At 61.5% G+C, this 23658-nt stretch carries 20 protein-coding genes; 12 read left to right on the forward strand and 8 right to left on the reverse strand.

Annotated features, from left to right (window positions below):
* Positions 1–6: 6 nt before the first annotated feature.
* Complete coding sequence (locus tag ACIP6G_RS03475; RefSeq protein ID WP_332502848.1) at positions 7–1197, reverse strand: MarP family serine protease; 1191 nt, start codon at positions 1195–1197, stop codon at positions 7–9.
* A 204-nt stretch (positions 1198–1401) separates the two neighbouring features.
* On the opposite strand from ACIP6G_RS03475, the gene ACIP6G_RS03480 reads away from it, so the two are divergent.
* A complete protein-coding gene (locus tag ACIP6G_RS03480; protein WP_022874282.1) occupies positions 1402–2079 on the forward strand; it encodes a Crp/Fnr family transcriptional regulator in 678 nt (225 codons plus the stop codon).
* A gap of 68 nt (positions 2080–2147) precedes the next feature.
* On the opposite strand, the gene ACIP6G_RS03485 is transcribed toward ACIP6G_RS03480, so the two are convergent.
* Both ACIP6G_RS03485 and ACIP6G_RS03490 read right to left on the reverse strand, forming a co-directional pair.
* A complete protein-coding gene (locus ACIP6G_RS03485; protein ID WP_105656981.1) occupies positions 2148–3062 on the reverse strand; it encodes an NUDIX hydrolase in 915 nt (304 codons plus the stop codon).
* A gap of 61 nt (positions 3063–3123) precedes the next feature.
* A complete protein-coding gene (locus tag ACIP6G_RS03490; protein ID WP_105656982.1) occupies positions 3124–3600 on the reverse strand; it encodes a RidA family protein in 477 nt (158 codons plus the stop codon).
* A gap of 225 nt (positions 3601–3825) precedes the next feature.
* Here ACIP6G_RS03490 and ACIP6G_RS03495 point away from each other — a divergent pair, with 225 nt between their 5' ends.
* From ACIP6G_RS03495 to ACIP6G_RS03510, 4 genes are all read left to right on the forward strand, one after another.
* Entirely contained in the window at positions 3826–6126 is a 2301-nt protein-coding gene (locus ACIP6G_RS03495) for a transglycosylase domain-containing protein (protein WP_105656983.1), read from the forward strand.
* 119 nt (positions 6127–6245) lie between these two features.
* Positions 6246–7199 (forward strand): metallophosphoesterase, encoded by a 954-nt coding sequence (locus ACIP6G_RS03500; protein ID WP_365945057.1) that lies wholly within the window; start codon positions 6246–6248, stop codon positions 7197–7199.
* A 162-nt stretch (positions 7200–7361) separates the two neighbouring features.
* Entirely contained in the window at positions 7362–9197 is a 1836-nt protein-coding gene (locus ACIP6G_RS03505; protein WP_400288655.1) for an ABC transporter ATP-binding protein, read from the forward strand.
* Positions 9194–11002, forward strand: coding sequence for an ABC transporter ATP-binding protein (locus ACIP6G_RS03510; protein ID WP_365945059.1), 1809 nt, complete (start codon positions 9194–9196; stop codon positions 11000–11002). Before ACIP6G_RS03505 ends, ACIP6G_RS03510 begins: the two co-directional genes overlap by 4 nt.
* Positions 11003–11087: 85 nt before the next feature.
* Here the strand turns inward: ACIP6G_RS03510 and ACIP6G_RS03515 are convergent, their stop codons facing one another.
* The gene (locus ACIP6G_RS03515; protein WP_365945060.1) at positions 11088–11993 is read right to left on the reverse strand and encodes a phosphoribosylaminoimidazolesuccinocarboxamide synthase; all 906 of its coding nucleotides are present in this window, start codon (positions 11991–11993) and stop codon (positions 11088–11090) included.
* Between the two features lie 15 nt (positions 11994–12008).
* Positions 12009–13295 (reverse strand): phosphoribosylamine--glycine ligase, encoded by a 1287-nt coding sequence (gene purD, locus ACIP6G_RS03520; protein WP_365945061.1) that lies wholly within the window; start codon positions 13293–13295, stop codon positions 12009–12011.
* A gap of 302 nt (positions 13296–13597) precedes the next feature.
* Here purD and ACIP6G_RS03525 point away from each other — a divergent pair, with 302 nt between their 5' ends.
* The 4 genes from ACIP6G_RS03525 to purM all read left to right on the forward strand — a co-directional run bounded on the left by ACIP6G_RS03525 (position 13598) and on the right by purM (position 17160).
* Complete coding sequence (locus tag ACIP6G_RS03525; RefSeq protein ID WP_105656988.1) at positions 13598–13978, forward strand: sterol carrier family protein; 381 nt, start codon at positions 13598–13600, stop codon at positions 13976–13978.
* Positions 13979–13982: 4 nt separating this feature from the next.
* Positions 13983–14309, forward strand: a complete 327-nt coding sequence (locus tag ACIP6G_RS03530) for a hypothetical protein (RefSeq protein WP_105656989.1) — start codon at positions 13983–13985, stop codon at positions 14307–14309.
* A gap of 105 nt (positions 14310–14414) precedes the next feature.
* The gene (gene purF / locus ACIP6G_RS03535) at positions 14415–15938 is read left to right on the forward strand and encodes an amidophosphoribosyltransferase (RefSeq protein ID WP_105656990.1); all 1524 of its coding nucleotides are present in this window, start codon (positions 14415–14417) and stop codon (positions 15936–15938) included.
* 79 nt (positions 15939–16017) lie between these two features.
* Complete coding sequence (gene purM / locus ACIP6G_RS03540) at positions 16018–17160, forward strand: phosphoribosylformylglycinamidine cyclo-ligase (RefSeq protein ID WP_332485915.1); 1143 nt, start codon at positions 16018–16020, stop codon at positions 17158–17160.
* Between the two features lie 245 nt (positions 17161–17405).
* On the opposite strand, the gene ACIP6G_RS03545 is transcribed toward purM, so the two are convergent.
* On the reverse strand, positions 17406–18296 hold the full coding sequence (locus tag ACIP6G_RS03545; RefSeq protein WP_400288768.1) for a Sir2 family NAD-dependent protein deacetylase: 891 nt from the start codon (positions 18294–18296) through the stop codon (positions 17406–17408).
* A 191-nt stretch (positions 18297–18487) separates the two neighbouring features.
* Entirely contained in the window at positions 18488–18706 is a 219-nt protein-coding gene (locus ACIP6G_RS03550; protein WP_365945063.1) for a DUF3073 domain-containing protein, read from the reverse strand.
* Between the two features lie 222 nt (positions 18707–18928).
* On the opposite strand from ACIP6G_RS03550, the gene ACIP6G_RS03555 reads away from it, so the two are divergent.
* Complete coding sequence (locus tag ACIP6G_RS03555; RefSeq protein ID WP_365945064.1) at positions 18929–19570, forward strand: septum formation family protein; 642 nt, start codon at positions 18929–18931, stop codon at positions 19568–19570.
* Positions 19571–19643: 73 nt separating this feature from the next.
* On the opposite strand, the gene clpB is transcribed toward ACIP6G_RS03555, so the two are convergent.
* Positions 19644–22232, reverse strand: coding sequence for an ATP-dependent chaperone ClpB (gene clpB, locus ACIP6G_RS03560; RefSeq protein WP_365945065.1), 2589 nt, complete (start codon positions 22230–22232; stop codon positions 19644–19646).
* A 170-nt stretch (positions 22233–22402) separates the two neighbouring features.
* Here clpB and ACIP6G_RS03565 point away from each other — a divergent pair, with 170 nt between their 5' ends.
* Entirely contained in the window at positions 22403–22897 is a 495-nt protein-coding gene (locus ACIP6G_RS03565; RefSeq protein WP_105656993.1) for a DinB family protein, read from the forward strand.
* A 30-nt stretch (positions 22898–22927) separates the two neighbouring features.
* On the forward strand, positions 22928–23395 hold the full coding sequence (locus tag ACIP6G_RS03570; RefSeq protein ID WP_365945066.1) for a GNAT family N-acetyltransferase: 468 nt from the start codon (positions 22928–22930) through the stop codon (positions 23393–23395).
* The last annotated feature ends 263 nt before the right edge of the window (positions 23396–23658 follow it).

Here is a 23658-nt window from a genome sequence, read left to right on the forward strand (position 1 = left end):
CAAGCCCTAGCCGGTGACGCAGTCGCCTGTTTTGATGCTGGTGCGCCGATCGCCGCCCAGCTCCATGGCGTTCTCGATCTCTTCGAGGCTCAGGGCGAAGCCGACCTCGTCATCGCTGCGCGACTTGGCGAAGATCAAGCCCACCGCGTCGCCGGATTCATCCAGCAGCGGTCCGCCGGAATTGCCCTGGGCTACTTCCGCGGTGAGCTGGTAGACAGAGATTCGAGATGGGTCCGCGCCATAGATATTGGCAATGGAGACGAAGGCACGGGAAGCGATCAAGGCTCCGCGGATCTGCTGCGGGCCGCCCGCTGGGTGCCCGATAAAGGTTGCCGAGTCGCCGCGCATCAGGTCATCAGCGGCGAGGTCGATAGGCTCTGCCCCCAGCCCTTCGACGTAAAGCAGCGCGATGTCGGCCTTGGGATCGAAATAAACAACCTTTCCGCGGTGAACTTCGTCACCGCCGACCTCCACGGTTGCCGCGCTCAATCCGGCGACCACGTGCGCGTTGGTCATGACCAGCTCGTGGTCGACAACGAAGCCTGAGCCGGTCAGGTTCACACCGCATTGCACCGCGGTACCGGAGATCTTGGCGGCCGATTGGGCAGCGGCCAGCTGCAGGTCGTTAGCTGCCCATTCGGTGTTGGCCGGCGCCTGGACCGGGGGCGCGAAAGGCTCCAGGAATGCGGGGAGGGTTTCGGCGATCACCTTGGAGCGTGCGGTGGAAATCGCGGCATCGACAAACTCGGGTGTCAGGCCACGAATCGAGTCGATCATCTTGGACTTGCTGATCTCCAGCGAAAGCCTTGGAATACCCATGCTTGAAGTGGAAAAGGCCAAGCCACCGATGATTGTGGCGGTAATGAACACCGACAGCACGCCACCGGCAATGCGGTCCGCGGCACGCAGGAAATCGACATTCATCCAGTGGCGGATGCGGGTTGCAATCACCCGTCCCAGAGCTTGCCCGAGAATGATCAGCACGGCTGCGGTAGCTATCATCAGGCCGACCCGCCACCAGGGGTTCGTGGCGAAGGTGGAAACCAGCGGGATGGCGAAGAATGCGGCGACGCCGCCGACAATCAGGCCGAGCATGTCGCCAATGGTCAGCAGAAAACCTCGACGAACTCCAACAACGAAAAACGTCAGCAAAACAGCGCAGATGACTACGTCGAGCCAGCTGAAAATTCCGAGCACCAAGACCCCAGTTCATTCATAAAGTTCGTATAGACCCAAGGTACCCTTAGAAGCTGATGGATTTCTGCGAGCAGATTCGCGAGTTTTAGTCGAATGTGCGTGATTTTCAACATTTTCTTGGTTAAACCACGTGTGGAAACTGTCACATTGTTACCGAATACGGCACAATGAAGTAAGCGCCTACTACTGTTGACAGGAGATTTAATGGATATCGAGGTACTGCGTCGCGCGCCACTGTTTGCGTCGCTTGGTGATGAAGTATTCGCCGCGCTAACCGAAGAATTGACCGAGGTTGATCTCTCCCGCGGCGCATCGGTGTTCCGTGAAGGCGATCAGGGTGACCGTCTGTACTTCATCGTTTCGGGCAAGATCAAGCTGGGTCGCACCTCTTCGGATGGTCGCGAGAACCTGATTGCTGTTCTTGGCCCAGGCGAACTGTTTGGCGAGATGGCATTGTTCGATCCACACCCACGCAACGCAACTGCAACCGCCGTGTCCGAGACCCGCCTGGCGGGCCTGAGCCACGAGAACATGCGCAAGGCTATCTTGAACTCCCCTGAGGTCTCGATCCAGCTGCTGCAGGCTCTGGCTGCACGTCTGCGTCGTACCAATGAGTCCCTGGCCGATCTGGTCTTCTCTGACGTTCCTGGCCGTGTTGCCAAGGCTCTGTTGGATCTGGCTGACCGCTTCGGTCGCCCAGCTACCGACGGCATCCTGGTTGCCCACGAACTGACTCAGGAAGAGCTGGCTCAGCTCGTTGGTGCTTCCCGCGAAACCGTGAACAAGGCTCTGGCCGAGTTCGTACAGCGCGGCTGGCTGCGCCTGGAAGCACGCGCCGTCGTGATCCTGGACATCCAACGTCTGCGCCAGCGCTCGCGCTAAACCGCAGTGATGCAAACAGGCCGGGAATCCTTCAAGGATTCCCGGCCTGCTTTGTTTAAGTTCTGCTCTCAGTGCCCGGCAGTAGTCTGCCATGGGCGGGAGGATTCAGCGCTCATGGAGCCAAGGACTTCCAGATAGTAAATGCCGTCGCGCACCAGCAGGTCCGGATGCTTGAGATTCAACGAACGGGCCCTCGAAAGGTAGGCGACCACTCCATTGGCCTCCGCCATGGCTTCCAGGATCATTTCCACCGCCGGGTAGCTGATCTCCGAGAGCGCGAGGTTCACCGTGTTGGGTTGGCCAACGCTGTCCCCCAGCTCGCTGGTGCTGCGTTTGGCCAATATTTCCCCGGCGGCACACCAGCGCCCCCATTTGCCTTTGCCGCGCAGCAAGGCAGCCTCCTGGCGGTTGGGCACGGTGGCAGTGAAGTACCAGGTGTCGAAGCGGCGCAGGGCAAAGTTCGGGTTGAGCCAGTGGGAAACCGGACGCAAAAGGTCTGTGCGCAAGCCCAGTCCGCGGCGGCGCAGGAATTCGTCGAAGGCCAGGTCCTGCCCGGCGATTGCTTCGCGGGCGGTCATCCAGTCTTCTGCATCGGTCATTTCGACCACGGATTGCTCATCGGTGCCGGCCAGCAGGATTCCGGTCTCTTCGAAAAGCTCGCGAATGGCGCAAACGATGTATGCCTGCGCCAACTGCTGGTCCAGCATGTCCATGCGCTTGGACCATTGGGACAGGCTTGGACCGAACCATTGGTAGGTGGCACGGTCGCTCGCCTCGTGGCTGCCGCCTGGAAAGGCCACGTTGCCCAGTGGGGAGCCCCCGGGGCGATAAGTCAGATAGGTCTCCACGCCGTGGGAAGAATCCCTCACAAGGCAGATGGAGGACGCGCGCCGCGGGGTGCGCGGCGTGCGCGAACCGAAAGAGAACCAGTTTTCGGCGGTGGCAATTTGATGCGGTGGCAAATCAAAGAGCCGGCGCACCATACCGCTGCGCGGCCCCGCCGGGAATGCCCGTCGGGACCGCGCAGCAGGAATCTGGCTTGAATTACTCAAATTCGGCGATGACCTCGACCTCGACAGGTGCATCCAGCGGCAGAACGGCAACGCCGACGGCCGAGCGTGCGTGCAAACCTGCATCGCCGAGTACCTCGCCGAAGAACTCCGATGCCCCGTTGATGACGCCTGGCTGTCCGGTGAAGTCCGGTGCCGACGACACAAAACCGACAACCTTCACGATGCGCTTAATGCGATCTAGATCACCAATTTCGGCCTTGATGGCGGCTAGCGCGTTAAGCGCAGCGGTCTGCGCCTGGGCCTTCGCTTCCTCGGCCGAAACCTCGGCACCAACCTTTCCAACGGCTGTGAGTTCACCCTTAATCAGCGGAAGCTGGCCGGAGGTGTAGACATAGTTGCCGGTGGTAACGGCTGGCAGGTAGGCGGCTACCGGCTTTGCCACAGCTGGCAAGGCATGACCGAGCTCGGCCAGACGAGCCTCGACACGCGAGGAAGTAGCTTCTTGCATGGGATTTCTCCTTCAGTAAATGTTGTTGCTAGTTACGCTTTCGGACGCTTCATGTAAGCCACTGGAGATGAGCCGTTGGGGCCTGGAACCACGGTTACCAGCTCCCAGCCATCGTCACCCCACTGGTCCAAAATCTGCTTCGTAGCGTGAATCAAAAGCGGCAAAGTGGCGTATTCCCATTTAGTCATACTCGATACGTTAGCGCGTCCTTGTAAACTAGTGGGTATGGCAGCCAAGAAGTCCCCTTTTTTTGATACCGCTACCACCCTGGGAAAAGTCGTTGCATTCTTCGGAATCAGCGCCCTGTGTGGTGTGCTCGCAGCAGGCATGCTCGTGCCCATTGCAGCTATCGCAAAAACCGGTTTGACCACCGGTAACAACATCGTCAGCGCGCTCCCGAGCTCGTTTGAAAAGCTCCCCATTCCGGAGCCTTCCACGATCCTTGACGCTGATGGCAAGGCCATTGCGAACTTCTACCAGCAAAATCGCCAGCCTGTGAAGCTAGATGACATCTCGCCGAACATGCGCAAGGCGATCATCTCGGTGGAAGACGAGCGTTTCTACGAGCACAAGGGCATCGACCCCAAGGGCATCGCCCGTGCAGTAGTTGGCAACCTCACCTCTTCGAGCCGCTCTGGTGCGTCCACCCTGACCCAGCAGTACGTGAACAACCTGCTGGTGAATAACCAAGTGCTCACCGGTTCGGACGAATCCACTGTTTCCGGCCAGAAGGGCTACTCGGATAAGATCCGCGAGTTGAAGTACGCGGTGGCCATCGAGAAGGAAATGTCCAAGGACCAGATCCTAGAGGGCTACCTGAACCTGGTGCTCTTCTCGGGTCGCGAGTACGGCGTGCAGGCTGCCGCTCAGCACTTCTACTCAACCGATGCCAAGGACTTGAACGTGCAGCAGTCGGCCATGCTTGCCGGCATGGTCCAGCTGCCAAACGTCTACAACCCGATCAACAACCCTGAGCGATCCATCGACCGCCGCAACAAGGTGCTGGGCAATATGTACCGCACCGGTGCAATCACCAAGAAGGAATACGACAAGGCGGTGAAGTCGGACCTGGAACTGGATCCGCGCACGTCCCCTTCCGGTTGCACCGCGGCCAAGGAAAATGCGTACTTCTGCGACTACGTCACCAATCTGATCCTTTCCGATGACACCTATGGCAAGACCAAGGAAGATCGCGAAGGCCTGCTGTACCGTGGCGGCTTGACCGTCAAGACCACCCTGAACAGCAAGCTGAACAAGAAGGCCGCCAAGGACGCAGCGAAGGCTATCGATCCAAAGGCCAAGTCCAATACCGACATTTACTCCTCGATCGTTTCGGTCGAGCCGGGCACCGGCAAGATCCTGACCATGGCGCAGAACACCACCTACGGTCCGGAAGTCAAGAACTCGGGCGAGAACACCTATTACAACTTCGCTGTCGAGCGTTCCCTGGGTGGCGCTGGCGGGTTCCAGGGTGGTTCTACCATGAAGCCGTACACCACCTTGGGCTGGCTGTCCGAAGGCAACCGCATGTACGACAAGATCAATGCCAAGAAGCAGGTTTTCGTACCCGGCTCCAAGTGGCGGGCATCTTGCCTTCCCGGAGGAACGACAACTGTTGGTTCTAATTGGGAACCGAAGAATGCATCGCCTGGCTTCTACCGCTCGATGACCGTGGATACCGGCCTGTACTGGTCGATCAATACCGCGACCGTGCAGGAGGCCTACAAGACCGACCTGTGCACCATCGCCGATTACACCAAGAAGCTTGGCGTACTGGATCAGGGCGCCAAGGGCGGCCCTGCCCCGATCTCGCCTTCCAACCCTTCGTTCATCATCGGCTCGGCAGAAATCACCCCGCTGTCCCAGGCTGCCGCTTTTGCGGCTTTCGCCAACAAGGGCGAGTACTGCGAACCACGTGCCATCAACAGCGTGACCGACAAGGACGGCAACGAGTACAAGGTCAAGAAGGAATCCTGCTCCCAGGAGATCGACCCGACCTACGTTGCCGATCTGAACGGCACCCTGAAGAAGATCGCCACCAACCGCGTCTCCAAGGGCCGCGTCGACGGCCCAATCGCTGGCAAGACCGGTACCAACAACTACGCGTCCTCGACCTGGTTCGTCGGCTACACCACCGGAATTTCGACCGCCACCTGGGTCGGCCGACTCAAGGGCAAGGCCGGCGAAGAGAAGAACCAGATGCACGGCGCGATGGTCAACGACAAGAAGGCCCCTTGGATGGTCGATTCCTCGACCTTCGCCGCCCCGCTGTGGGTGGACTTCATGGAGGAGGCCGTGCACGAATACGAGCGGAACAACTTCGGTTCGGCCCGTCGCCAGCCGCCTCCGCCAAAGCCGAAGGAAGAAGACGATTCCAAGTCCGACTCGGATGAGAAGGACAATGACAAGGAAGAGTCGAAGGAAGATTCCAAGCCTAAGGAAGAATCCTCGCCGAAGCCCGACTCCGATAACAAGGGCAACGGAAACGGCAACGGAAACGGAAACGGCAAGAAGTCCGATGACTAGCTGAATATTCGAAAGGCCGCGTTCAACTTTGGTTGGACGCGGCCTTTCGGTTTAGATTGGCATAGGAGAACTCCACCAGAAGTTGCCTCCGGGCTTGAAAGGACGATGGCACAGAAGTCATGGTTGAACAGAATAATTTCGCTTCGGCATTACGTCATGCCAGCGGTACTGCGGCCCTTGCCGCCACCGGCGCTCTGGCCATCGGCGGAGCTCTGGTGGGCTATGGCATGCTGGAGGCCCAGAAGTTCGGGCTGCGCCACGAATCGCTTAAGGTCCTGCCCCGCGGATACGGCGACATCAAGGTCCTGCACCTTTCGGACATCCACATGGTTCCAGGGCAGGAAGCCAAAACCCAGTGGCTGGGCGGTCTGGCTGATCTGAAGCCTGACTTTGTCATCAACACCGGGGATAACCTCAGCCACCGCAAGGCCGTGCCGGCTTTGATCAAGGCGCTGGAACCGCTGATGGCTTTCCCTGGCGCCTTCGTTCCCGGGTCCAATTGCTACTACGCTCCAAAGCTGAAGAACCCGTTCAGGTATTTGGCTCCTTCCACCGGAACTCCCAACCCTGCCCCGCGCGACCAGTTGCCGTTCGAAGAAATGCACCGGGCCTTCGGCGGAGCCGGCTGGATCAACATGTCCAACCGTGCGCATTCCACGGTGCTCAATGGCCTGCGCCTGGATCTTACCGGCGTGGATGATCCGCACATCGACCGGGACCACTTCGCTGGCTGGCCGCGTGGTTCCTCCTCAAGCAGCCAGGCGCCCCACGTGCGCATTGCGCTCACCCACGCGCCCTACCAGCGGGTTCTTGACCAATTCACCGAGGCGAAGGCTGATGTCATTTTCGCTGGCCACACCCACGGCGGCCAGGTGTGCATCCCGGGCTATGGCGCGTTGGTCTCCAACTGCGATCTGCCTACGTGGCGCGCCCGCGGCCTGAGCGATTGGGAATACAACGGCAACACCGTTCCGTTGAATGTTTCCGCTGGCGTGGGCACCTCGCGCTTCGCTCCGATTCGCTTCGCCTGCCCGCCGGAAGCCGTCATGGTTACCCTGGCTGCCCGCGACTAAGCCACGAAATTTCTTCGGGTAATCCCCGGTCAAGCACCTTCTTGGTGCTCGACCGGGGATTATTTGCCTCCAATGTGAAGCACTTCTTTCCAATAGTTGCCTATTGATTGAATTATCCCAACTACTGCCGGTAGTCTGTAACTCTGTCAAACTTCTGGATGAATGCGGGGTACCGTGGCTCAAGCTCAACAGGCCGGTTCGAAAGATCCGGTCCCGCTCTCCGCAACACTGAAACGGCTTGCTCCTTTCGTCAAGCCGATCTTCCCCCGGCTCTTTTGCGGTTTCCTCTGCGCGCTCGGCGCCGGAATTGTCGCGCTGGCCATCCCCCAGGTACTCGCCTGGCTGGTGAATGTCGTCCTGCATCGTGATGGGGCAGCCTCGGAGGTGTGGCTCTCTGTTGGCATCGTTGCCGCATTGGGCCTTGTCGAAGCCCTGCTGATCTTCCTGCGCCGCCAATTCGTGCTGAATCCCGCAGCCGGCCTTGAAGCGCAGATGCGCATCCGCTTCTACAAGCACCTGCAGCGCCTGCCCGTGGCGTTCCACGAACGCTGGGGCTCGGGGCAGCTGCTCTCCCGCTCCATGTCGGATCTCTCCTTGTTGCGCCGCTGGCTCGCATTCGGCGCGATGATGCTGGTCGTTGAAACTGTCACCGTCATCACCGGGCTAGTGCTGATGTTCACCCATTCATGGATCCTGGGATTGCTCTACCTGCTGGGATCCATCCCGATTGCCATCAAGGCCTACCGTTTCCGCAACGACTACCGGGCTGCCAGCCGCCGCAGCCAGGACCAGGCTGGCGACCTGGCCACCGCGGTGGAAGAATCAGTGCACGGCATCCGCGTCATCAAGGCCTTCGGCCGCGGACCGCATGTCTACGCGGGCTTCAGCGCCCAGGCCAAGTCCCTGCAGGAAACCGAAATAACCAAGGCCAAGACCCTGGCCAGCTTCCTGCTCACCGTGGTTGCGGTGCCTGAAACCATTCTGGGCATCGGCCTGCTCATCGGCATTGCCCAGGTCGCCAACGGCACGCTGAGCGTCGGCTCGCTGGTGGCCTACTTCGCCATCGCCGCGGTCATCGCCGGCCCCGTCGAGGGCATGGGAATGCTGCTGGGCATGACGCTGAGCACCAAAACTGCGCTGGACCGCCACTTCGAGGTCATGGATTCAATCAATGACATCGATTCCCCCGCGCAGCCCCGGGTCCCTGCAGAACGCGATGGCAGCGTGAAGCTGGAGCATGTGCGCTTCGCCTACCCGGATACCGCCGGCAGCCACCGTCCGATCCTGGCCGACATCAACCTGGAGATCCGTCCCGGGGAAACCATGGCCCTGGTCGGCATCACCGGTTCGGGCAAGTCCACCTTGCTGAATCTGGTTCCGCGCCTGCATGAAGCGACCGCCGGCGAGGTGCTCATCCACGGACAGGACGTCAAGGACTGGGACCTCCAGGAACTGCGAACCGAGATCGCCGTGGCTTTCGAGGACACCACCTTGTTCTCCACCTCCATCCGCGGCAACGTGCTGCTCGGCGCCCCGGAAAACCTGGATGAGCAGCAGCGCGAAGCCCTGCTCGCCGAAGCCCTGGACGTCGCCCAGGCGCAGTTCGCCTACGCGTTGCCCGAAGGGGTAGACACCTTGATCGGCGAGGAAGGCCTGTCGCTATCGGGCGGGCAGCGCCAGCGCATCGCCTTGGCCCGCGCCATCGCGGCGCGTCCGAGCGTTCTGGTCCTCGACGATCCGCTGTCCGCCCTGGATGTGCGCACCGAGGAACTGGTCACCGAGAGGCTGCGCCAAGTCCTGGCCGGAACCACCACGCTGATCGTGGCCCACCGGCCCTCGACCGTGATGCTCGCCGACCGCGTGGCGCTGCTGCGCGATGGCCGCATCGACGCGGTGGGAAGCCACGCCCACCTGCTGAGCACCAATGAGCATTACCGATTCGTCATCGCCAGCCTGGATGATGAAGACCAGCCAGCCACCGTGGAGGTCTCCCGATGAGCAAGCCACTGGGCGTCGCCAATGAAGACGCCATCAAGCTCTCTGCCGCCGAACGTAAGGTCGTGCGGCAACGTTCCTTCCGGTTGCTGGCCTCGCTGGCCGTGCCGCAGAAGAAGCTGTTCGTCCTCACCGTGGTGCTGGTGCTGTTCTCCAACGCGGCACGCGTGCTGCTGCCGGTGCTGATCGCCTTCTCGATCGACTGGACCCTGCCGCAGGTGCGCGAAGGCAACTGGGGCGCCTTGGGGATGACCGGGGCCGGATACATCGTGTGCGCCGTGCTCAGCGGCGTGCTGCTCTCCTGGTACATCACCAGTGCGGCGAAGATCTCCCAGGCGATGCTCCTGGATCTGCGCCAGCAGGTCTTCCGCCATACCCAGCGGCTGAGCCTCGAATTCCACGAGAATTACACCTCCGGGCGGATCATTTCCCGGCAGACCTCCGATCTGGAAACGCTGCGCGAGCTGCTCGATCAAGGCGTCTCGGAACTGGCCTCCTCCTGCGTGTTTGTAGTCTTCACCCTGGTCTCGATTTTCTTCCTCGACTGGCGCAGCGGCCTGGTGGTCTGCGTGGCCGCCCTCCCGGTAGCGATCCTCTTCTTCTGGTACCAGCGCCGCTCCGAACTGCTCTACCGCGAATCCCGCGTGGTCTCGGCCAAGGTCATCTCCACCTTCGTGGAAACCATGACCGGCATCCGCGCGGTCAAGGCCTTCCGCCGCGAGGAAGCCAACGACGCGAACTACTCGGATCTCGCGGAGCAGTACCGGGTGAACTCGGTGCGTTCCTTCAACCTCTTCGGCGTCCTGCAGCCGGGACTGGTCTTGATCGGCAACCTGACGGTGGCGGCATTGCTCGCCTACGGCGGATTCCGCATCATCGACGGCACCATGCAGGTCGGTGCGATGGTGGCCATCCTGCTGGCCTCCAAGCGCCTGTTCCAGCCAGTCGAGCAGATCGCGATGTTCTATTCCTCGCTGCAGTCGGCCACCGCCGCCCTGGAGAAGGTTTCGGGGCTGCTGGAGGAAGAACCGACGGTCCGCGAGCCTGCGGCCCCGCGCACCATCCGCAAGGTGGCCGGCGAGCTGGTCTTCAAGGACGCGGTCTTCGGCTACGGCGAGGGCCCGGTGATCATGGAGGAATTCAACCTGCGGATCCCGGCGGGCCAAACGGTGGCCGTGGTAGGCCAGACCGGTGCCGGCAAGTCCACGCTGGCCAAGCTCATTGCCCGCTTCTACGACCTGCGTTCGGGCACCTTGGAACTGGATTCGGTGCCGATCAACGAGCTGTCGAACCAGGAACTGCGCCAGCACGTGGTGATGGTCACCCAGGAGGCGTTCCTCTTCTCCGGATCGGTGGCCGAGAACATCGCGCTGGGCCGGCCGGGCGCCTCCCCGGAGGATATCGAGTCCGCCGCCCGCGCGGTCGGCGCCCACGAGTTCATCATGGATCTGCCTGAGGGCTACGGCACCGACGTGAACAAGCGAGGCGGACGGGTCTCGGCCGGCCAGCGCCAGCTGATTTCCTTTGCCCGCGCCTTCCTGGCCGATCCTGCGGTGCTGATCCTTGATGAGGCCACCAGCTCCCTGGATATCCCTTCGGAACGGGCCGTGCAGCGCGGACTGCAAACCCTGCTGGGCAACCGCACCGCGCTGATCATCGCGCACCGCCTGTCCACCGTGCAGATCGCGGACCGCGTGCTGGTGGTCCATGATGGCAAGATCACCGAGGACGGCACCCCAGCGCAGCTGATTGCCGATGAAGGACGCTTCGCGGCCCTGCACAAGGCCTGGAAGGACTCGCTGGTCTGATCCCGCCCAGGACAGCGCAAAGCCCTCCGCAGATCACTTCGATCAGCGGAGGGCTTTGCCGTGCGTGGTTCGTCTTCGCCTGCGCCTAGGCGCTGAAGACCTGGCCGGTGAGCCGTTCATAGGCCTCGATGTAGCGGGCACGGGTCTTCTCGATGATTCCGGCTGGCAGCTGAGGCGGTTCTTCGCCCGAGTTCTTGTCCCAACCCGATTCGGCGGAGGTCAGCCAGTCGCGGACGAACTGCTTGTCGAAGCTGGCCTGCGCCTGGCCCGGCTTGTAGGATTCGGCATCCCAGAAACGCGAGGAATCCGGGGTCAGCACCTCATCGCCCAGGGTGATCTCGCCGGTGGCCGGATCAGCTCCGAACTCCACCTTGGTATCGGCCAGGATGATGCCGCGCGCGCGGGCGATCTGCTCGGCCTGCTCGTACAGGGCCACGGTCTTCTCGCGCAGCGCCTCGGACACTTCGGCGCCAACGCGTTCCACGGTCTGCTCGAAGGAGATGTTCTCGTCGTGCTCCCCCACCTCGGCCTTGGCCGATGGGGTGAACAGCGCCGGTTCCAGGCGCGAGCCATCCACCAGTCCTGCCGGCAGTGGCAGCTCGCACACGGTTTGCGAGACCTTGTACTCGGCCAGGCCCGATCCGGTCAGGTATCCGCGGGCGATGCACTCGATCGGGTACATCTCCAGCTTCTTGCACACCATCGCGCGTCCGGCCACCTCGGCTGGAACATCGGTGGAGATGACATGGTTGGCGAAGTCGCCCAGCTGCTCGAACCACCAGAGGCTGAGCTGGGTCAGCACCTTGCCCTTGTCCGGGATTTCGCTGGCCAGCACGAAGTCGTAGGCGCTGATGCGGTCGGAGGCCACCACGAGGACACGGTCGGTGCCTTCGAAGCTGGCGCCCGCAGGCACGTACAGGTCGCGTACCTTGCCCGAGTAGTGATGGTCCCAACCTTCTAGGTCGAGCACTTCGGTCTGGAATCCTGCCATGAGTTCTGTAGTCCTCTACTTGCTTTCGTTGGCGATGGCGATTTCGCCGCGTTCGGCCTTCAACGCAATGTCGGTGCGTGACTGGGCACCGTCCCAGCTGATCTCGGCAACCCCGGCGTACGCTGCGGCGCGGGCCGCGGCGAGGTCATCGCCCAGGCCCACCACGGCCAGTACGCGGCCACCGGAAACAATGATGTTTCCTTCAGCATCCGCGGAAGTTCCGGCATGCGTCACGTGCACGCCGTCAATTCCGTTGGCTGCCTCCAGCCCGGAGATCACCGCTCCCTTGACCGGGGTGTCCGGGTAGTTCTCGGCGGCGATGACCACATCAACTGCGGTCTGCGCGGACCAGGTCAGCTGCTCGGCATCATCGAGCCGGCCCTTGGCGGCAGCCAGCAGCACACCGCCCAGCGGAGTCTTCAGCCGGGCAAGGACAGCCTGGGTTTCCGGGTCGCCGAAGCGGGCATTGAACTCGATGACGCGGATGCCGCGCTTGGTGATGGCCAAGCCGCAGTACAGCACGCCGGTGAACGGGGTGCCGCGCTTTTCCATTTCGCGCAGGGTCGGGTAGGCGACGCGGTCCATGACCTCTTCGACGAAGCTCTCCGGCAGCCATTCCAGCGGCGAGTAGGCACCCATGCCACCGGTGTTCGGGCCTTCGTCGTTATCGAAGATGCGCTTGAAGTCCTGTGCCGGGGCCAGCGGAACAGCATGCTTGCCATCGCAGATGACAAACAGTGAAACTTCTGGGCCATCGAGGAATTCTTCGATCACTACGGTCCCGCCGGCGGCAAAGCAGGCTTCTGCGTGCTCCAGCGCTTCGTCGCGATCGCCGGTGACCACGACGCCCTTGCCGGCCGCCAGGCCATCGTCCTTGACCACGTACGGCGCACCGAAGTCATCCAGCGCACTGGCGGCTTCCTCGCGGTTGGTGGCCACATGGGCCATGGCGGTGGGAACCTCGGCGGCAGCCATGACGTTCTTGGCAAAAGCCTTGGACGCTTCGAGCTGCGCGGCAGCCTGGGTCGGGCCGAAGACCGGGATCTGCGCTGCGATCAGCGCATCGGAAACGCCGGAAGCCAGCGGCGCTTCGGGGCCGACGACTACCAGATCGCTGCCCAGTTCCCGGGCGAGCGCGACGACTGCGGCAGGGTCCTGCGCATCGATCGCGTGGGTGGTGACGTCCTGTGCGATACCGGCGTTGCCGGGGGCGCAATGAACTTCGTTGACGTAGGGGTCTGCACTCAGTGCACGGACAATTGCATGCTCACGGCCGCCTGGGCCAATAACCAGTACCTTCACCCGGTCGAGTTTACCGGAGATCCAGCGGGTCAACCGCGTCTATGACGCGCAGGCATTAGCCGCAGGCCCCGTTCATCTGGCCGCCCGCCTGGCACCGGGCCGCTGGGCGAATTCGGCGCCAGCAAGCCCAAAGCGCCCCCTGGAAGTCTTCGGCACAGCATCATGCCGGCATCCAACCGGCGCTGCGTTGGCTGAACTAGAGTTGGCATGGCTGGATTTCTTGGTTTTCCAGATCCACAGTAGATACCCAGCGCACGCAAATATGACGTTTCTCCGTCATTGAGAGAAAGTGGAATTGACCCATGGCAATCAAACGGCGCGTTGATGAAACCGCTGGCCGAGCGGCCCTGCGCGAATGGTCCGGAACCACGCAGGGACAAGGAAAAATAGCCCGCCCGGTGCTCGCCACCGCGGTGCGCTTTTCGCTGGAGGAGCTGGCCTCCCGCGCCGAGGGCAACTCGGTCGAGGTACGCGTTCCGCCCTTCGGTGTGACTCAGTGCATAGCAGGTCCCCGGCACACCCGCGGAACACCCCCGAACGTGGTCGAAATGCCTGCTGAACTCTGGCTTTCCCTTGCTACTGGGCGTATCGGCTGGGCCGAGGCCTTGCAGACTGGGCAATTGCATGCTTCGGGACTTAGGGCAGACTTGTCAGCGCACCTACCACTTATTGAGTACCCTTAAAGGTATGGAGCAACACCCCGCTACCCCGTCTTCTGCCGATCAGAGTGTTGAAGTGCATATTCACTCGTCGCCCAAGTTCTGGCCGTTCATTTTGACTTTCGCGGTCCTTGGCGCGCTAGCCGGTCTCATCATTGGCCTGCTTGGCGAACCATCGCAGGATTACACCCGCACCTCGGCGTCCGGATTCTTCGCCATATTCGGTGCAGGCCTGGGCGTAGGCATCGGCGCATTGGCGTATGTGATTGTTGATCGCGTGACCTCACGCAAAACCACCAAGCATCTGGCAGTTCCTCTGGCCGAGGACACTGACTCCAGCGGACTACAAGGCTAGGCAGCTTTTCTCCTGAATTAGAAGAGCAGGCGGCCGCGCACCTGGCCGCCACCCACCACATTTTTGGTCGGTGTCGACCAACTGGAACATGAGAGAATAACCAACATGGCGCGTGGCGATGGATTCTTAAATCACGACCTGCTTCCAAACGAAAAGGGGCCGCAGGACGAATGCGGCGTTTTTGGCGTTTGGGCTCCTGGCGAAGAGGTCGCAAAACTCACCTATTACGGCCTGTACGCCCTGCAGCACCGCGGACAGGAATCCGCTGGTATTGCCACGAGCGACGGTGCTCGTATCAACGTCTACAAGGACATGGGCCTGGTCTCCCAGGTGTTCGACGAGAATACGCTGAACTCCATGGCCGGCCAGCTGGCTATCGGCCACTGCCGCTACTCGACCACCGGTGCCAGCCACTGGGCCAATGCGCAGCCGACCTTGGGCCCGACCCAGGCCGGTACCGTCGCCCTGGCCCACAACGGCAACCTGACCAACTCCGCTGATCTGGCCGATATGGTCTCCGCCAAGCAGCAGGCCGAAGGCGGCAAGGTCCGCGGCGAACTCGCCCAGGGCAACACCACCGACACCGCCTTGGTCACCGCCTTGCTGGCCGGTTCCGAAGGCCAGTCGCTGGAAGAAACCGCGCTGGAGCTGCTGCCGAAGATCGAAGGCGCCTTCTGCTTCGTCTTCATGAACGAGGACACCCTCTACGCAGCCCGCGACCCGCATGGTGTTCGCCCCCTGGTCCTGGGCCGGCTGGACCGAGGCTGGGTTGTTGCTTCGGAGCAGCCTGCACTGGCTACCGTTGGCGCCTCGTTCATCCGCGAAATCGAACCCGGCGAAATGATCGCCATCGACGAGAACGGCGTGCGTTCCACCCGCTTCGCCGAAGCCACCCCCAAGGGCTGCGTCTTCGAGTACGTCTACCTGGCTCGTCCCGATGCTGCCATTGCCGGCCGCTCGGTCTACGAATCCCGCGTGGAAATGGGCCGCCAGCTGGCCCGCGAGAACAGCGCGGACGCGGACATCGTGATCCCGGTTCCGGAGTCCGGCACCCCGGCCGCCATCGGCTACGCCGAGGAATCGGGCATTCCATTCACCCACGGCTTCGTGAAGAACGCCTACGTGGGCCGTACCTTCATCCAGCCATCGCAGACCCTGCGCCAGCTGGGCATCAAGCTCAAGCTCAATGCGCTGGAAACCGTGCTGCGCGGCAAGCGAGTCGTGGTGGTGGATGATTCGATCGTCCGCGGCAACACCCAGCGCGCGGTGGTGCGCATGCTGCGCGAGGCCGGTGCCGCCGAGGTGCATGTGAAGATCTCCTCGCCTCCGGTCAAGTGGCCTTGCTTCTACGGCATCGACTTCGCCTCGCGTGCCGAGCTGATCGCCAACGGCGCTGCCGTGGCTGAGATCGCGACCTCCATCGGCGCGGACTCCTTGGCCTACATTTCCGAAGACGGCATGATCGAAGCGACCCGCCAGCCGCGCGAGCGCCTGTGCACCGCGTGCTTCACCGGCGAGTACCCGATCGCCTTGCCGAACGAGGAGCGCCGCGGCAAGAACCTGCTGGAGCGCAGCAACCAGGGCGGCTGCGAGCCGGGTCCTGATGCCGAGTTCGAAACCAACAGCTAATCCCCTCCACGATCCCAACCATCTCGTTGCAAAGGGCGCCGGAAATGCGGCGCCCAGAACAGAAAAGGAACCGACTGCCATGAGCGGCAATGATCAGCAGCCAACTTCCATCACCTATGCCGGTGCCGGCGTTGACGTTGAGGCCGGTGACCGTGCCGTTGAGTTGATGAAGGGCGCGATCAAGGCGACCCACACCGCGGGCGTTGTCGGAGGGGTCGGCGGCTTCGCCGGGCTCTTCGATGTATCGTTCCTGACCGGTTACAAGAAGCCGTACCTGGCTACCTCCACCGACGGGGTAGGCACCAAGGTTGCCATCGCCCAGAAGCTGGACATCCACGACACCATCGGCCAGGACCTGGTCGGCATGGTGGTCGACGATATTGTCGTGGTGGGCGCCAAGCCGCTGTTCATGACCGACTACATCGCCACCGGCAAGGTCGTCCCGGAGCGCATCGCGGATATCGTGCGCGGCATCGCGGAGGGCTGCAAGCTGGCCGGCACCGCGCTGGTTGGCGGCGAAACCGCGGAGCACCCGGGCCTGCTGGCCGAGGACGAATACGATGTTGCCGGTGCTGCTACCGGTGTCATCGAAGCCGACCAGCTGCTGGGCCCGGAGCGCGTGCGGGCCGGCGACGTCGTCATCGGCATGGCGTCCTCGGGCATCCACTCCAACGGCTACTCGCTGGTGCGCCGCGTCATCGCCCACGCCAAGTGGGAGCTGGAACGCGAAGTTGCAGAGTTCGGCAAGACCCTGGGCGAGGAACTGCTGGTTCCGACCCGCATCTACACCACCGCGTGCCTGGATCTGGTGGGCGAACTGAACGACGGCGAGAACTTCGGCGTGCATGGCTTCAGCCACGTCACCGGTGGCGGCCTGGCTGCCAACCTGGCTCGCGTGCTGCCCCAGGGCCTGATGGCCCGTGTGGACCGCTCGACCTGGTCCCTGCCAGCAGTCTTCTCCACCATCGCCCAGCTGGGCAACGTGCCGCAGCCTGACCTTGAGCGCACCCTGAACCTGGGTGTGGGCATGGTTGCTGTTGTTGATCCAGCTGTAGCTGATCGTGCCGTAGAGCTGCTGAACAAGGCTGGCATGGGAGCTTGGGTCATGGGCGGCGTCGAGAATATCGATCCAGCGGCAGCCGATGCCGGACTGGACTACGTCCAGGGAGCCAAGGGCGTTGACGGCGGCGCAGTGCTGCTGACCGGCAACTACGCCAAGTAGTACTCGCAGGATCCGCTTCCTTGCCGATGCGCCGCACTGATCCCAGTGCGGCGCATCGGTTCTTTAACGCCATCTCCATGCGAATGGGGATGCAGGGTTGAGCGGAGCCCTCTTGCCCGGCTTCCAGGCGCCAGGCAATGCTGCCGGTGGTGCTGCACCAGTGCGAGCTTCTTGCCGGGCTGATTGCCCAGAGCAGCATTTGGCGCGCTTCATTGGTGTCCCTTGCGGGACGAAATACCGGCCTGCTAGTCCAGTTGCTTCAGGGCGTGCTCCAAAGGCACACGCCAGCGCCAGGTTGCTTTTTGTTCACCGCGGACGTGGCCGTTGGTAATCAGCGCCACCGGCAAATCCCGCTTGACGAAGTTCAACAGGATCTTGTATCCGCTCATCACTGCAAGGGATGAGCCCAGCACCAAGAGCGACGTGGATTCCGCTTCCAGTGCCGCAATGCGTTCCTTGCGTTCAACCGGAACGTTCTCGCCGAAATACACCACATCAGGCTTCAGGGCCAGCGAGCCGCAGCTCAAGCAGGCCACCATGTTGAACCGGTCAACCAGATACTGGGGCAGCTCCACATCCCCATCGGGGTTCACCGCGCTGGGGTCGATTTCCACGGCTTCCAAATAGCCTTTGTTGGCCGCCTGCAGGCGCAGATCAAAGTCATTGCGGTTCTCGCTGTACCCGCAGTCCAGGCAGCGGACGATCGACAAGTCGCCATGGACCGGAATGACCCGTTTGGATCCGGCCTGCTGGTGCAGCCCGTCAACGTTCTGCGTAATGATTCCACTGATTTTCCCGTGCTCTTCCCACTGCACCAAGCGCTGGTGAATGTGGTTAGGCTCGGCTTTGTCCATATGGCGCCAGCCGACGTAGCCACGGGCCCAATAGCGCTGCCGGGCTTCAGGACGGAATCGGAATTCTTGATAGGTCATCGGCCGGTGGCGCTGCAATGAACCGTTGGGTCCCCGGTAGTCGGGGATTCCGGAATCGGTAGAAACACCGGCTCCGGTGACCACCAGGACCCCGCCAGCGGAAAGCATTTGGCGCACCCCGGCACGCGCTTCGGCTTCCGGGGATTCAGGTGCCTGCTGCTCGACAATGCGCTGCATCGACCGGATGGCCGAATGATGCGCCATCTGGATGGATAGCTCTTCTGGAGTGCTCACGTTCCACCTAACAATTACTGGGCACGACAAAGGCCGCAACGACTAAAAGCTAATTTAGCTTAGTCGCTGCGGCTTGTCGCAAAATGTACTGAAGAGCTGTACCACTCAATGCTTAAGGTGTGGCACTCTGAGCCAAGGACTCCCGGCATCAGAAGACGAGGCTACTCGTCTTCGTCATCTCCCGAGTACTTCTTAGTCAGCTCGTCGTATTCCGAATATTCTTCGTCATACGATGAATCATTACGCTCAGTGTTCTGAGCATGATGATCGGACCGAACGCCCAACTCGCGTTCAAGTGCCGAAAGGTCAGTGGACGGCGAGTAGTACTTGATATCTCGCGCCTGACGCTGTGCTTTAGCCTTTTGACGGCCGCGCCCCATGGCGTGACCCCCTCTTTTCAGTAGAGTCGGGAGGTGGTCCACCTTGAAAAGATGAAGGCCCCCGAATATGTGATCAGTTCTTTCGTAATTAAAGGTTAACACGATTCACCGGCGAGCGCTGAATGCAACACCCTCCGAAACCGCTAGACTGTCGATTAGTCCAACGACTATGTATTGAGCCGGCGAGCGATCGCCCGACCCAACCACGAAGGAGCTCAACAGGTGGTGGAAAACAATCTGCCCGAGCCGCAGGCGGCTTTGCCGCCGTTGCAGCCAGAACCGGAGAAGCCCAAGCGTCAAAGTGCCCAATGGGCCTTGATGATTGTCGCCGTTCTCGCACTGGCCGCGGCAGTGGTTTTCGTGGTGTTGAGACTAGTGGATCCCCCTGCTTCGCCAACTGCGAACAACGTGGAGCGCAACGAGAATCCAGGCCTCGACGGCATTGTTGCCACCGAGATGCCTCCAACCCAGTTGGAGCAAGGCGACTGCCTGCGCGGATTCAATTCACCACTGGATCCGCAGACGGTCGTAACCTGTGATTCCTCCCACAATGCCCAACTGATCGGCATCTTCCATGTCACCGGCGAGGAGTACCCGGGAGCCAACGTGCTGCTCACCCAATCCGAAGACCTGTGCAAATCGGTGTCACTGGATCCTCGTGCAGGGCTGGACTCCACCTGGACCTATCACTTCTCGCGTCCCTCGGAGAGCACCTGGGGCCAGGGCGACCGCACCGTTTCGTGCTTCCTGAGCCTGTCCGAGGGCGACGTCCGCAACTCGTTGCTGCCAGAGGGCGCTACGGATGGAGAATCGGAGAACTCCGAAGAGGAGCCGTCCAAGGCACAGGAGACCACCGACAGCTAAGTCTGCGTTCAGGAAAAATGGCGAGGGCATGAACGGGATTCCATCCGTTCACGCCCTCGCCATTGCCAGGCTCCTAGGCCTTCTTGGCAACTTTGAGCTTGTCGCCAACTTCGTCCAGGGTGACCCCTACAGTATCCCCGTCCTGCACCGTTCCAGCCAGGATCTCCTTGGCCAGCCGGTCTCCGATCTCGCGCTGCACCAGGCGGCGCAGCGGACGAGCGCCGTAGGCAGGATCGTAACCGGTCAGGGCCAGCCAATCGCTGGCGGCCTGATCCACCTCCAGGTTCAAGCGGCGGTCGGCCAAGCGCTGTGCGAGCAGGTCGATCTGCAGCTTGACGATGCTGCCCAGCTCTTCGATGCTCAATGGGTCGAAGAGGATGACCTCATCGAGACGGTTCAAGAACTCCGGCTTGAACGATGCATTGACCACGCTCATCACCGCTGACTTCTTGGCCTCGTCTTCCATGCTCTGGTCCACCAGGAACTGGGAACCCAGATTCGAGGTGAGGATCAGAATGGTATTCCTGAAGTCCACGGTGCGGCCCTGGCCATCGGTCAGCCGCCCGTCATCGAGCACCTGCAGCAGGATATCGAATACTTCCGGATGCGCCTTTTCCACCTCGTCCAGCAGAATCACCGAGTACGGGCGGCGGCGCACAGCTTCGGTCAGCTGCCCGCCCTCTTCATACCCTACGTAGCCCGGAGGGGCACCGACCAGGCGCGAAACCGCATGCTTCTCCGAGTATTCGGACATGTCGATCCGCACCATCGCCCGTGGATCATCGAAGAGGAAGTCAGCCAGGGACTTGGCCAGCTCGGTCTTGCCGACACCGGTAGGACCCAGGAACAGGAAGGATCCGGTAGGCCGGTTCGGGTCGGCAATGCCGGCGCGGGTACGGCGAACGGCGTCAGAGACAGCGGCAATAGCCTGCTTCTGCCCCATCAGGCGCTGCCCGATGATTTCTTCCATATCCAGCAACTTCTGGCTTTCGCCCTGCAGCATGCGCCCGGCCGGAATACCGGTCCACGCCGAGATGACTTCTGCAATGTCATCCGCGGTGACTTCTTCGGCAACCATAGTGTGCGTATCGGCCTTATCGGCTTCGGCAGCGGCCGCCGCATCCAGTTCCTGCTGCAGCGTTGGGATCTCCCCGTAGAGCAGGCGAGAGGCCTTCTCCAGGTCGCCCTCGCGCTGGGCCTTGTCGGCCTGGCTGCGCAATTCGTCGAGCTTGACCTTCAGGTCGCCGACGCGGTTCAACCCGGCCTTCTCCGCTTCCCACTGGGAGTTCAGCGCGTCCAGCTGTTCCTTCTTGTCGGCCATGTCCTTGCGCAGCGCATCCAGGCGTTCCACCGAGGCTGGATCCGTTTCATCGGACAGCGCCAGCTCCTCCATGGTCAGCCGGTCCACCTCGCGGCGCAGCTCATCGATTTCCTCCGGAGCCGAGTCGATCTCCATGCGCAGGCGGCTAGCGGCCTCATCAACCAGGTCGATGGCCTTGTCTGGCAGCTGGCGGCCGGAGATGTACCTGCTGGACAGCGTGGATGCTGCCACCAAGGCGGAGTCCGCAATGGAAACCTTGTGGTGCGCCTCGTAGCGCTCCTTCAACCCACGCAGGATGGCAATGGTGTCATCCACGCTGGGCTCGCCGACATACACCTGCGCGAAGCGGCGTTCCAGGGCGGGATCCTTCTCGATGTTTTCGCGGTACTCGTCCAAGGTAGTAGCACCAATCAAGCGCAACTCGCCTCGGGCGAGCATTGGCTTGAGCATGTTCCCCGCGTCCATGGCGCCTTCGGAGGCTCCGGCGCCGACCACGGTGTGGATCTCGTCAATGAAGGTGACAATCTGGCCGTCCGAAGCCTTGATCTCTTCCAATACCGACTTCAGCCGCTCTTCGAATTCGCCACGGTACTTGGCCCCGGCGACCATGGCACCCAGATCCAGCGAGATCAGGGTCTTTCCACGCAGGGATTCCGGCACGTCGCCCGCGATCATGCGCTGGGCAAGCCCCTCAACTACAGCGGTTTTGCCAACGCCTGGCTCACCGATCAGCACCGGGTTGTTCTTGGTTCGGCGGGAGAGCACCTGGACCACGCGGCGGATCTCGCGGTCGCGGCCGATGACTGGATCCAGCTTGCCCGAGCGCGCCAGTGCGGTCATGTCGGTGCCGAACTTCTCCAGGGACTGGAAGGTGGCCTCCGGATCCGGATTATCGACCTTGCGGTCGCCGCGGATGGTGGGCAAGGTGCCCACCAGCAGTTCGCGGGTGGCCCCGAATTCGCGCAGCGCGTCGCCGGCCTTGGTCTGGTCTGATGCCAAGGCGATAAGCAGGTGCTCCGTGGAGACGTAGGTGTCCCCCATTTCTGCGGCAGCCGCCTGGGCGTTGCTCACAACCTGCAGCAGCTGTCGGGAGTACTGGGCCTGGGCCACTGAACTGCCGGAGCTGGAAGGCAATGCGTTGATGACAGCGCTTGCCTTGACCGAAAGCGCGTCGACATCCAATCCGGCGGTCTTCAGGAGGGCGACTGCGACGGAGTCGCGCTGGCCCAGCAAGGCCTTCAGCAGGTGCGCAGGTTCAATCTGCGGATTGCCTGCGGTTGAAGCGTTCATCCCGGAAGCCGAGAGAGCTTCTTGGCTCTTAGTGGTGAGTTTGGTGTCCACGCGCATCCTTTCTCTAATTGGGTGAACCCATAAACTTGAGTGTACTTAACTCAACTCTACTCGCACTCTTCGTATTCCAGCTAGAGCAAGATTTTCGAAAGATTTTCTATTTCACTTGCCCCAGAGGCAAAATCCCTTGTCACTAACGATTTGCCGACTTAAGATAAGGCATGGTCAACCCGGATTCCAAAGACATTTTTTCACTGACCCACGATGATATGGTCCAAGTTTTCATCGATCAGCACCGGCAGATGCTGCTTTCCTGCACCGGCGGACTGAGTGAAGCCGAAGCCAGATTGAAGTTGGTTGAATCCAAGACCACGCTGCTCGGGCTGGTGAAACATGCGATCTTCGTGGAACGGGTCTGGTTCGGTGAAGCAGCCACCGGCCGGAGCCGTGCAGAGCTGGGCATTGCCTCTTCGCCCAGCAAATCATTCGACTTGGAGGCTTCCGACACCATCGATTCGATTCGGCACGAATATGCCCAAGCCATCGAACTGTCGCATCAAGCAGTCGAAGGCAAAACAGGGGATGACGTCTTCTCAGGCAACCGGCGTGGACCGCTGCCGCTGCGCTGGATCCAGCTGCATATGCTGCGTGAACTGGCACAGCATTGCGGACACGCAGATATCCTGCGTGAACAAATCCTGGCCGCGCGGAAATAGCGTGCCGCCCTCAACCGGTAGACTCCGGGCATGCCATTAGAACTCCACCCGCTTCCCGCTGAAGAATTCCATTCGTGGATGGCACGAAGTACCGCCGAGTACGTATCGGACCTTGTTGCCGCTGGCAGTTCCCAGCACAAGGCGCAGGAAGATGCAGACCGGACCATGACCCGGGCCTTTCCCACCGGATTGCCAAGTTGCACCAATGCGGTATTCAGCCTGGAGCATGGCATTTTCGGCGATGTGGGCTATGTCTGGATCGGCCACGACACCTCAGGTGATCCGGCTTCATGGTGGGTTTGGGACATAGTTGTCGACCCCGGGCACCGCGGCAAGGGGTTCGGACGCCAGGCCATGAATTTGGCCGAAGAATACGCCCGTGCCCACGGCGCACGTACCCTGGGGCTGAATGTGTTCGGTTTCAACCAGAGCGCTCGCGGCCTCTATGAATCGCTTGGATATGAAACCACCAGCATCAAGATGCGCAAGTCGCTCTAGCAACGCCTAGTTCCTGCCCCTGGCCCACGTTGCTCCAAGCGAACTGCATTCTTCGAATTGCTATTGATGCCTACCCAACTGCACAAAGACAAAGTACATTACAGATCATCATGACATCCACGGACCAAGATTTTTCCAGAAGCATCGCATCAGGATAAGCTGGTAGAACGTAAGGGAGTATTCATAATCGTTGAATCCGTCAATACGCAGGACTTCATGGTCCTGCCGGGTTTTGCGGCCAGCCCCGGGGTCGGTGAAGAGAC

This window comes from Glutamicibacter sp. NPDC088483 (genome assembly GCF_044753145.1).
In the GTDB taxonomy this organism is placed as follows: domain Bacteria; phylum Actinomycetota; class Actinomycetes; order Actinomycetales; family Micrococcaceae; genus Glutamicibacter.

Bases quoted from the DNA above. Each gene is read 5' to 3' on its own strand.
- ACIP6G_RS03480 (WP_022874282.1), top strand. From the start codon at position 1,402: ATGGATATCGAGGTACTGCGTCGCGCGCCACTGTTTGCGTCGCTTGGT.
- ACIP6G_RS03485 (WP_105656981.1), bottom strand. From the start codon at position 3,062: ATGGTGCGCCGGCTCTTTGATTTGCCACCGCATCAAATTGCCACCGCC.
- ACIP6G_RS03490 (WP_105656982.1), bottom strand. From the start codon at position 3,600: ATGCAAGAAGCTACTTCCTCGCGTGTCGAGGCTCGTCTGGCCGAGCTC.
- ACIP6G_RS03495 (WP_105656983.1), top strand. From the start codon at position 3,826: ATGGCAGCCAAGAAGTCCCCTTTTTTTGATACCGCTACCACCCTGGGA.
- ACIP6G_RS03500 (WP_365945057.1), top strand. From the start codon at position 6,246: ATGGTTGAACAGAATAATTTCGCTTCGGCATTACGTCATGCCAGCGGT.
- ACIP6G_RS03505 (WP_400288655.1), top strand. From the start codon at position 7,362: ATGCGGGGTACCGTGGCTCAAGCTCAACAGGCCGGTTCGAAAGATCCG.
- ACIP6G_RS03510 (WP_365945059.1), top strand. From the start codon at position 9,194: ATGAGCAAGCCACTGGGCGTCGCCAATGAAGACGCCATCAAGCTCTCT.
- ACIP6G_RS03515 (WP_365945060.1), bottom strand. From the start codon at position 11,993: ATGGCAGGATTCCAGACCGAAGTGCTCGACCTAGAAGGTTGGGACCAT.
- ACIP6G_RS03525 (WP_105656988.1), top strand. From the start codon at position 13,598: ATGGCAATCAAACGGCGCGTTGATGAAACCGCTGGCCGAGCGGCCCTG.
- ACIP6G_RS03530 (WP_105656989.1), top strand. From the start codon at position 13,983: ATGGAGCAACACCCCGCTACCCCGTCTTCTGCCGATCAGAGTGTTGAA.
- purF (WP_105656990.1), top strand. From the start codon at position 14,415: ATGGCGCGTGGCGATGGATTCTTAAATCACGACCTGCTTCCAAACGAA.
- purM (WP_332485915.1), top strand. From the start codon at position 16,018: ATGAGCGGCAATGATCAGCAGCCAACTTCCATCACCTATGCCGGTGCC.
- ACIP6G_RS03545 (WP_400288768.1), bottom strand. From the start codon at position 18,296: ATGGCGCATCATTCGGCCATCCGGTCGATGCAGCGCATTGTCGAGCAG.
- ACIP6G_RS03550 (WP_365945063.1), bottom strand. From the start codon at position 18,706: ATGGGGCGCGGCCGTCAAAAGGCTAAAGCACAGCGTCAGGCGCGAGAT.
- ACIP6G_RS03565 (WP_105656993.1), top strand. From the start codon at position 22,403: ATGGTCAACCCGGATTCCAAAGACATTTTTTCACTGACCCACGATGAT.
- ACIP6G_RS03570 (WP_365945066.1), top strand. From the start codon at position 22,928: ATGCCATTAGAACTCCACCCGCTTCCCGCTGAAGAATTCCATTCGTGG.